Source organism: Methylobacterium nodulans ORS 2060, from assembly GCF_000022085.1.
Classification (GTDB): domain Bacteria; phylum Pseudomonadota; class Alphaproteobacteria; order Rhizobiales; family Beijerinckiaceae; genus Methylobacterium; species Methylobacterium nodulans.
Window position 1 is genome coordinate 2,181,141 of record NC_011894.1, and the last position, 8,860, is coordinate 2,190,000.

General features: G+C 71.1%; 8 protein-coding genes. 1 reads left to right on the forward strand and 7 read right to left on the reverse strand.

What is annotated here, in order from left to right:
• Window positions 1–55 precede the first annotated feature (55 nt).
• The 7 genes from pcaDC to MNOD_RS10050 all read right to left on the reverse strand — a co-directional run bounded on the left by pcaDC (window position 56) and on the right by MNOD_RS10050 (window position 7,868).
• Window positions 56–1,237 carry a bifunctional 3-oxoadipate enol-lactonase/4-carboxymuconolactone decarboxylase PcaDC gene (gene pcaDC / locus MNOD_RS10020; RefSeq protein ID WP_015928755.1) on the reverse strand — a complete coding sequence of 394 codons (1,182 nt, stop codon included), beginning with the start codon at window positions 1,235–1,237 and terminating at the stop codon, window positions 56–58.
• Window positions 1,238–1,252: 15 nt separating this feature from the next.
• Entirely contained in the window at window positions 1,253–2,608 is a 1,356-nt protein-coding gene (locus MNOD_RS10025) for a class-II fumarase/aspartase family protein (protein WP_015928756.1), read from the reverse strand.
• 335 nt (window positions 2,609–2,943) lie between these two features.
• Window positions 2,944–3,789, reverse strand: coding sequence for a 3-oxoadipate:acetyl-CoA acetyltransferase (locus MNOD_RS10030; protein ID WP_015928757.1), 846 nt, complete (start codon window positions 3,787–3,789; stop codon window positions 2,944–2,946).
• 26 nt (window positions 3,790–3,815) lie between these two features.
• The gene (gene pcaG, locus MNOD_RS10035) at window positions 3,816–4,448 is read right to left on the reverse strand and encodes a protocatechuate 3,4-dioxygenase subunit alpha (protein WP_015928758.1); all 633 of its coding nucleotides are present in this window, start codon (window positions 4,446–4,448) and stop codon (window positions 3,816–3,818) included.
• A 2-nt stretch (window positions 4,449–4,450) separates the two neighbouring features.
• Entirely contained in the window at window positions 4,451–5,179 is a 729-nt protein-coding gene (pcaH, locus tag MNOD_RS10040; protein ID WP_015928759.1) for a protocatechuate 3,4-dioxygenase subunit beta, read from the reverse strand.
• Window positions 5,180–5,288: 109 nt separating this feature from the next.
• Window positions 5,289–6,110, reverse strand: a complete 822-nt coding sequence (locus MNOD_RS10045) for an IclR family transcriptional regulator (protein ID WP_015928760.1) — start codon at window positions 6,108–6,110, stop codon at window positions 5,289–5,291.
• A gap of 126 nt (window positions 6,111–6,236) precedes the next feature.
• Entirely contained in the window at window positions 6,237–7,868 is a 1,632-nt protein-coding gene (locus tag MNOD_RS10050; RefSeq protein ID WP_015928761.1) for an alpha-D-glucose phosphate-specific phosphoglucomutase, read from the reverse strand.
• Between the two features lie 186 nt (window positions 7,869–8,054).
• Between MNOD_RS10050 and MNOD_RS10055 the strand changes: the two genes are divergently transcribed.
• Window positions 8,055–8,585 (forward strand): ankyrin repeat domain-containing protein, encoded by a 531-nt coding sequence (locus tag MNOD_RS10055; RefSeq protein ID WP_015928762.1) that lies wholly within the window; start codon window positions 8,055–8,057, stop codon window positions 8,583–8,585.
• Window positions 8,586–8,860: the final 275 nt, after the last annotated feature.

The window sequence follows — 8,860 nt, forward strand, 5'->3', positions numbered from 1 at the left end:
CATCAAAGGCTTGAGAGCCGCCGACCTGATTGCATCAGGTCGGCGGCTCTAAGTGTCACTCCAGCTCGTCGCCGAGCACGTCCTTCGCCCAGCGGAAGGCCCCGTTGACTGCGGGCACGCCCGCATAGACGGCGGCCTGAAGCAGCAGCGCCTGGAGCTCGGACGGCGTCACGCCGTTCGCAAGCGCCGGCCGCACGTGGAGCTTGAACTCCTCCTCGCGGCCGAGCGCCACCATGAGGGCGAGGGTCACGAGCGAGCGCGTCTTCCACGGCAGCCGCGGATCGCCCCAGATCTCGCCCCAGGCGATGCGGGTGATGAAGTCCTGCCAGGGCCCCGCGAAGGTGCCGGCCGCCGCGAGCGAGCGGTCGACATGCGCCTCGCCCAGCACCCCCCGCCGGTTCGACAGGCCCTCCGTGAAGGGCACCGCCCCGGTCGCTGCCTCGGCGGCCCCGCGATGACGGTCGAGGAAGGCGAGGAGGTGGGCGGCGGCGGCCTCGGGGCGCTCGATGGCGAGGAGATGGCGGGCTGCGGGCAGCACCACCAGCTCCGCGTGCCGGATGCCCTCGCAGATCTCCTCCGACTTCGCGGGCGGGGTCGAGGGGTCGTCGCGCCCGGCGATCACCAGGGTCGGGGCCTCAATGCGGCCGAGCCCGGGGCGCAGATCCATCCGGCCGATGGCATGGCAGCAGACCGCGTAGCCGGCCCGGTCGGTTCCGAGGAATTGCCGGCGCACCGGATCGACCAGGGCGGGTGCGGTCCGGGGGAAGTCCGGCGTGAACCAGCGTTCCATGGTCACGTCCACGATGGCGGCGGTGCCCTGCGCCCGCACCGTCTCGGCGCGCTCGTTCCACGAGGCCTCGGTCGGCATGTGGGCGGCGGTCGCCATGAGCGTCAGGCTCTGCACCCGCTCGGGCGCGCGCATCGCCAGCGCCTGGCCGGTCATGCCGCCGAGCGAGAGGCCGACGATGTGGGCGCGCGCGATCCCGAGCGCGTCGAGGAGGCCGAGGAGGTCGTCGGCGAGATCCTCCACGGAGGCGGACTCGTCGCGCACCTGCGAGGCGCCGTGGCCGCGGGTGTCGTAGCGCAGGACGCGGTAGCGGCCGCGCAGGGCCGGCACGAGCGGGTCCCACATCGCCAGCGCCGTGCCGAGCGAGTTCGAGAAGGCCACGACGGGTGCGCCGCTCGGGCCCGAGAGCTCGTAGTTCAGGGTCGTGCCGTTGGCCTGGATCAGGGGCATGGGGGGATCGTCCCGTCAGGTGGAGAGAAGGGCGGCATGGCGCGCCGTCTCGGCGAGCGCCCGGTCGGCGGTGCGCGCGCCGGCGCGGATCGCCGGGGCGAGATCGAAGGCCGGTCCGAGATCGATGCCCGCCGCCTCCGGGCGGGCGCGCAGCACCTCGGCCAGGGTACCTTTCCCGTCGCGGACGGCCCCGGCGGCCTCCTCGACGAGCCGGTGGGCGGCCTCGGCGCCGAGCCTCGGCGCGAGCCGCGCGGCAGCGGCATCCGCGAAGAGCAGGCCGCGGGTGAGATCGAGATTCGCGCGCATGCGATCCGGGTCGGGCACCAAACCCTCGGCCAGGGCCCGCGCCTCGCGTAAGGCGCCCGAGGCGAGCCCGAACAGGGTCGGCAGTGCGTGCCACTCCGCATGCCAGGCGCCGGCGGGCCGCTCATGCGCCGCCGCCATCGCATCGAGGAGCGGCAGAACCTGCCCCTTGCCGGCGCTGAACGCCGCGAGGATCACCGTCGAGGAGACGGGGTTGCGTTTATGCGGCATGGCCGAGGAGCCGCCGCGGCCCGGCACAAAGGGTTCGGCCACCTCGCCGACCTCGGTGCTGGCGAGGCTCGCAACGTCCGTGGCAAGCTTGGCGAGCGCCCCCATCAGCAGGGCGAGCCAGGTGCCGGCCTCGGCGATGCGGGCGCGGCGGGTGTGCCAGGGCGCCGGGTCGAAGCGCAGGCCGAGCTCCGCGGCGAAGCGCTCGCCCACCGCATCCGCATGCTCCTTCAGGCCCGCGAGCGTCCCGACCGGGCCGCCCAGAGAGGCCGTCAGCAAGCTGTCCCGCAGGCGCGGCAGGCCGGCTGCCACCTCGGCGATGCCGAGCGCCCAGATGGCGGCCTTGTATCCGAAGGTGACCGGGGCGGCCTGCTGCCCGTAGGTGCGCCCGACGCAAGCCGTCTCGCGGTGGCGGCGGGCGAGGTCGGAGAGCCCGGCGAGGATCGCCCGCAGGTCCGCGGCGACGAGATCGAGGGCGTCGCGCAGCTGGAGGATCAGGGCGGTGTCGGCGATGTCCTGGGTGGTGGTGCCCTTGTGGAAGCCCGCTTCGAGGTGGCTGGGCAGGGCCTTCTGCACGGCCTTCACGAAGGGGATCACCGGAACGCCGGAGATGGCGGTCTTCCGGCCGAGGGCAGACGGGTCGAGGGCCATGCGATCGATCGCCTCGATGGCGCCGGCGAGATCGCCCGGAACCAGCCCCGCCTCCGCCTCCGCCCGCGCCAGCGCCGCTTCCGCCCGCAGCATGGCGGCGACCCGGGCCTCGTCGGCGAAGACCGCCCGCATCGCATCCGTGGCGAAGAGCGGGCCGAGGAGGGCGGAATCGAGGGCCGAGACAGTCATGGCGATGCACCAAAGCCGACAGGATAGGGCGCAGGCGGCGCCCTTGATATGTCCGGTTGATCCGTTCGGAGACGAGTCCGCGCGGGGAACCCCTCTCCCGTGCGGGAGAGGGGTAGGGGTGAGGGACCAGGTGGTTCAGCAAGAAGACTGAACCGTCCTGCTGCCAGCACTGCCGTCAGAGCTTTACTGCGGCACGGTCCGGGGCCCTCACCCCTGCCCCTCTCCCGCACGGGAGAGGGGTTCCCCGCGCGGACTCGTCTCGGAACAGATCAATCGGAAGCCGTATGACCCCTCTTTCTGCTGAGAAAAGGGGCCGCTGGCGGGATGGCCGGAGCCTAGGCGGCCGGCCTGAGGTTCAGGATCTGGCGGGCTTCGGCCGGGGTGGCGACGCGCCGGCCGTGGCGGGCCACCATCTCAGCCGCCAGCGAGACCAGCTCGGCGTTGCTCGCCGCCAGCCGCTCCTTGCTGATCCGGATGTTGTCCTCCAGCCCGGTGCGCACCGCATCCGCGCCGCGCGCCAGTGCCCAGCCCATCACCCGCGCCTGCTCGCGCCCGATCCCGGCCGCCGTCCAGGTCGCCTGCGGCAGGATGCGCCTGGTCTCGGCCAGCAGGATGTCGAGCAGGTGCTCGTCGGCCGGCATGGCGTTCTGCACCCCCATCACGAACTGCACGTGGGGCGCGGCGTCCATCAGCCCGGCCTCGATCAGCCGCTTGGCCCCGTGCAGGTGCGAGAGGTCGAAGATCTCGATCTCCGGCCGCACCCCGTGCGTGCGCATCTGCGTGGCGAGCTCGGTGACCAGCGAGGCGGGGTTCTCGTAGACGATGCTGGGGAAGTTGACCGAGCCGGTGGAGAGCGAGGCCATGTCGGGGCGGTGGACCAGCGACAGCCCGCGCGCGCCCGGGTCGCGGCCGCGCCCGCCGGTGGAGAACTGCACGATCATGCCCGGGCAGTGCTGGCGCACGCCCTCCTGCACGGCGGCGAACTTGTCCGGATCGGAGGAGGGGCTCTCGTCGTCGTTGCGCACGTGGATGTGCACCAGCGTGGCGCCGGCCTCAAACGCCTGCTGGGTGGATTCGATCTGCTCGGAGACCCGGATCGGGACGGCCGGGTTGTCCTTCTTGCGCGGCACCGAGCCGGTGATCGCGACCGCGATCACCACGGGCTTCGTCGAGGTGGTCATGGGGGGCGTTCCTCTGGATTGGCGGATCAGACGTCGAAGAAGACGGTCTCGTTCGGGCCCTGGAGCCGGATGTCGAGCACGTAGGTGGGCAGGCCGCCGCGGTCCTCGCGCTGCGCGATCAGGGTCTCGCGGCGCGAGCGCTGCTCGATCAGCCCGAGCACCGGGTCGGCGGCGTTGGCCTCGGCCTCGTCGCCGAAGTAGAGGCGGGTCTGCAGCGCGATGTTGATGCCGCGGGCGGCGATCCAGAGGTTGATGTGCGGTGCCATCGGCCGATGGCCCTTGCGCCCGGCGACCGGCCCCGGCTTGATGGTCTCAAAGCTCCAGATTCCGGTCTCGAAATCCGAGCCGGTGCGGCCCCAGCCCCGGAAACTCTCGTCGAGGGCCTTGTCCTCCTGGCGGTCAGCCAGGTGGTTGTAGCGGCCGGCGGCGTTGGCCTGCCAGATCTCGACCAGCACGTCGCGCACCGGCTCGTCGGCTCCGTCGAAGACCCGGCCCTCGATGCGGATGCGTTCGCCCTTGGTCTCCGGGCCGACGAGCACGTTCGAGAAGTTGGTCTCGAAGATGTCGAAGCCGGCCTGGTGCGGAATGAGTCCGATATGGACGTAGGGACCTGCGGTCTGCGAGGCGGTCTCGCGCAAGCGTTCGATCAGCGGCATCATCGTCAATTCCCCTGCAGCTTGTTCTCGAACAGCGTCTGCTGGCGCCCGCGCAGCACGATGTCGAACCGGTAGGCCAGCATGTCCATCGGAAGCGCGGATTCGAGATCGAGCGGCGCGATCAGCCGCTCGGCCGCGGCGCGGTCCGGGATCCCGAGCACCATCGGATCCCGCCAGATCAGCGGGTCGCCCTCGAAGTACATCTGGGTGATGAGACGCTGGGCGAAGCCGGAGCCGAACACCGAGAAATGGATATGGGCGGGGCGCCACGAATTGAGGAAGTTGCGCCACGGATAGGGGCCGGGCTTGATGGTGCGGAAGTAGTAGTAGCCGTTCTCGTCCGTCAGCGCCCGGCCGCAGCCGCCGAAATTCGGATCGATCGGCGCGAGATAGCGGTCGTTGCGGTGGCGGTAGCGCCCGCCCGCATTGGCCTGCCAGAACTCCACCAGCGTGTGGGGCACGCCGCGCCCGTTCTCGTCGCGGACGAGGCCATGCACGAGGATGCGCTCGCCGATCGGCTCGCCGTCCTTGGCGTAGTTCAGGATCAGGTCGTTATCGAGGGGGCCGAGTTCCGACTGGCCGAAGACCGGGCCGGTCACCTCGGAGAGCGAGGATTGCAGCGAGATCAGGGGCCGCTGCGGCGAGCGCAGCACGCTCGTCTTGTAATCGGCCGTGAAGGCCGGAGGGTGGATGCGCCGGTCGCGCTGCAGGAATTCCCTGTCGATCTCTGTCATGCCTTTCCTCCTCTCCTTGCGGGCAGGCCGCCCGGAGCCGGGACGGCGTGGGTGTGAGAAGAACGCACGCGCGTCCTCCTCGCTGCGAAAGGGTGGTGTTTCGGGCCGGTCACGCCGAGCGCACCTCGTCGCGCGCGCGCCGTCCGCTTAAGGCCGCGAGATAGTCGGAGAGCGGCCCGACCGCCGAGAGGGTCGCGGCGGCGTCCATGAGGTCGGGCGCCAGCCGGTCCCGCTCGGCTTCCGTCAGGCGGGCGCTCGGCCCCGCGATGCTGACATTGCCGATCGCGTGACCCGTCGTCGGATGGATGATGTTCGCCGCCATCGCGGCGGTGCCGGCGGCATGGGTCTCGTGCACCCAGGCATAGCCCCGGGCGCGGGCCTCCGCGACGAGGGCGAGGAGGGCCGGGATTGTGCGCGGCGCATTCGGTCCCGCGGTCCCGGGCGGCCGGAAGCCCTGGCGCAGGACGAGTTCCACCGCCTCCTCGTCGGAGAGACTGGCGAGCCACACGATGCCGGTGGAGGAGGTCGAGAGGCTCGCCTCCGTGCCCATATCCGCGTCGTATCGCAGCCCCGAGCGTGCGCCCTGCGCCTTCGCCACCCAGACGAGGCGCGGATAATCGACCACTGCCAGGCGCACGAGCTCGCCGCTCTGCTCGGCGAGGCGGTTCAGCACCGATTGCGACACGTCCACCACGCCCGAATTCGCCAGATGCTTGAGCCCGAGCGTCGCGAACTTGGTGGTCAGGAGATAGCGGCCGCTATCCGGATCCTGCCTGACGTATTCATAGGAGACGAGTTCCGCGAGCAGGCGGTGAGCGCCGCTCTTCGGGATGTCGAGCGAGTCGGCGATGGTCTGGAGCGGCAGCCCGCGCGCATGGCCGGCGAGCAGCTCCACCAGATCCAGCACCCGTCGCAGCAGCCCGGCCGCCATCGCATCCTCAATTCCAGAACGTGGTTCCGGAATTGAACGATGTTCCACTTTCTGTCAAGGGCACAAAAGCCCGGGCCGGCCAATTGGAATGGCCGAAGCCGGGGCTCCGGGTGCCTGTGCGAGCGATCAGGTGATGACGGAGGGCGTGCTGCGGCCCGTCCGGCCCGCGATCTCGGCAATCGCTTCTGCCGCCGCGACCACCGGCGCCAGCACCTCCGCGGTGGGGAGGGCGTGCCGCGCCGGGTCCGGCTCGAACCGCTCCAGGTAGACGCGCAGGGTCGCCCCGACGGTGCCGGTCCCGGAGAGCCGGAAGACCACGCGGGCATCCTCGCGGAACAGGATCCGCACGCCCTGGCGCCTGGTCACCGAGCCGTCGACCGGATCCGCATAGGCGAAGTCGTCGGCCGACGCGACGGTGAGCGGGCCGAAGCTCCGGCCAGGCAGATCGGCGAGCCTATCGCGCAGCGCGCTCATCAGCCCTTCGGCCGCGGCGGCATCCACCTCCTCGTAATCATGCCGCGCATAGTAGTCGCGGCCATAGGCGGCCCAATGGTCGCGCACGATCTGGTCCGCGCGCTTGCCGGTCGCGGCAAGCAGGTTGAGCCAGAGCAGCACGGCCCAGAGCCCGTCCTTCTCCCGCACGTGATTCGAGCCGGTGCCCGCGCTCTCCTCGCCGCAGAGGGTGATCCGGCCGGCATCGAGCAGATTGCCGAAGAACTTCCAGCCCGTTGGGGTCTCGTAGGCCGGAATGCCGAGGCGCGCCGCCACCCGGTCGACGGCCCGGCTCGTCGGCATCGAGCGGGCGACGCCCGCGAGCCCCGCCGCATAGCCGGGCGCGAGATGCGCATGGGCTGCCAGGATCGCAAGACTGTCGCTCGGCGTCACGAACAGGCCGGGCGCCACGATCATGTTGCGGTCGCCGTCGCCGTCCGAGGCTGCGCCGAGATCGGGCGCGTCGGGGCCGGTCATCAGCGCCATGAGATCATGCGCGTGGACGGGGTTCGGGTCCGGATGATGGCCGCCGAAATCGGGCAGGGGCTCGGCATTGACCACCGTGCCGGCCGGCGCGCCGAGGCGCCGCTCCAGGATCTCCTTGGCATAGGGGCCGGTCACTGCGCTCATGGCGTCGAAGCGCATCCGGAAGCCCGACGCGAACAGCGAAGCGAGCTTCGGGAAGTCGATGAGCGTCTCCATCAGGGCGGCGTAATCGGCGACCGGATCAATCACCGCGACGGTCGCATCGCCGAGCCGAATTTCTCCGAGCCGGTCGAGGTCGAGATCCGGCGCCTCGACGATCCGGTACTCCGTGATGGTCTTCGTGCGCGCGAAGATCGCCTCGGTCACGGATTCGGGCGCCGGACCGCCATTGGCGGTGTTGAACTTGATGCCGAAATCCCCCTCGGGGCCGCCGGGATTGTGGCTCGCCGAGAGCACGACGCCGCCGATCGCCCCGTGCTTGCGGATCACGCACGAGGCGGCCGGCGTCGACAGCAGGCCGCCGCGGCCGACGAGGATGCGCGCGAACCCGTTCGCCGCCGCCATCTTCAGGACCGTCTGCACCACCTCGCGGTTCAGGAAGCGCCCGTCTCCGCCGACGACGAGGGTCGCGCCCTTACGTCCCTCGACGCAGTCGAAGATCGCCTGCAGGAAGTTCTCGACATAGGCCGGCCGCCGGAAGACCGGCACCTTCTTGCGCAGGCCCGAGGTGCCGGGCTTCTGGTCCGGGATGGGAATGGTCGGAACGGCGCGAACGGTCATCGGATTCCTCTCGCTGGAGCCGGGAGCGGCCGGGGAGGGCGGTCGGAGCGTCGCGCGGGGCGACCTCGCCGGCGCTTATGCCGCCCGGCCCGACCGCCTGCCAATCCCCGTCCCGATGGCCGAACCCTCTGGCGCCGGGCGGCACGCGCCCGATATGCGGCGGCACCACGCAGGACGGATCGCATCATGCAACGGGATTCAGACGCGCCACGTCCCACGCTCGACGAGGACACCATCGCCTTCGCCGGACGGGTCTTCCAGCTCGCCCGCAGCGGCTACACGGCCGAGCTGGAGGATCTGCTGCGCATCGGCCTGCCGCCCAACCTGCGCAACGACAAGGGCGATACGCTCGTGATGCTCGCTGCCTATCACGGCCATGCCGGGACGGTGCGCCTGCTCCTCGAGCACGGGGCCGATCCGGAAATCGCCAACGACCGTGGGCAGACGCCGCTCGCCGCCGCCGCTTTCAAGGGCGCGGCCGAGACCGTCTCGGCGCTCCTCGACAACGGCGCCGCCGCCGACGGCGCCGGCCCGGACGGCCGCACGGCCTTGATGATTGCTGCCATGTTCAACCGCACCGAGATTGTCGACCTGCTCCTCGCCCGCGGCGCGGACCCGGCGCGCCGCGACGCGTCCGGCCATACCGCCGAGACGATCGCCCGCGCCATGGGTGCGACCGACACACCGGACCAGCTCGCCCGCGCCGCCCGCCCGTGAGGGGAGGGGGTGTCGCAACAGGTTCAGATTGGGAGTTGACGGCCGGGATGGGGGGCCGTATACGACCCCCCATCGGCGCCGGCCGCGAGAGATCAGCGGCCCGGCTGCTTCTGCTTCTTTCCGACAGCCTGTGAGGTCGGGTCCGGGTGGGTTGCCCGGGGCGGCCGGACTGTCGTTGAGGCGGGCTCTTTGACAAGTGCATCGGAGGAAGAGAAGCGTGGACGGCGTTGTCCTTGCGGGCTGGGGCTTGGGCCCTGGCCGGAGCAGGATGAGGC

Bases quoted from the DNA above. Each gene is read 5' to 3' on its own strand.
- pcaDC (WP_015928755.1), bottom strand. From the start codon at position 1,237: ATGCCCCTGATCCAGGCCAACGGCACGACCCTGAACTACGAGCTCTCG.
- MNOD_RS10025 (WP_015928756.1), bottom strand. From the start codon at position 2,608: ATGACTGTCTCGGCCCTCGATTCCGCCCTCCTCGGCCCGCTCTTCGCC.
- MNOD_RS10030 (WP_015928757.1), bottom strand. From the start codon at position 3,789: ATGACCACCTCGACGAAGCCCGTGGTGATCGCGGTCGCGATCACCGGC.
- pcaG (WP_015928758.1), bottom strand. From the start codon at position 4,448: ATGATGCCGCTGATCGAACGCTTGCGCGAGACCGCCTCGCAGACCGCA.
- pcaH (WP_015928759.1), bottom strand. From the start codon at position 5,179: ATGACAGAGATCGACAGGGAATTCCTGCAGCGCGACCGGCGCATCCAC.
- MNOD_RS10045 (WP_015928760.1), bottom strand. From the start codon at position 6,110: ATGGCGGCCGGGCTGCTGCGACGGGTGCTGGATCTGGTGGAGCTGCTC.
- MNOD_RS10050 (WP_015928761.1), bottom strand. From the start codon at position 7,868: ATGACCGTTCGCGCCGTTCCGACCATTCCCATCCCGGACCAGAAGCCC.
- MNOD_RS10055 (WP_015928762.1), top strand. From the start codon at position 8,055: ATGCAACGGGATTCAGACGCGCCACGTCCCACGCTCGACGAGGACACC.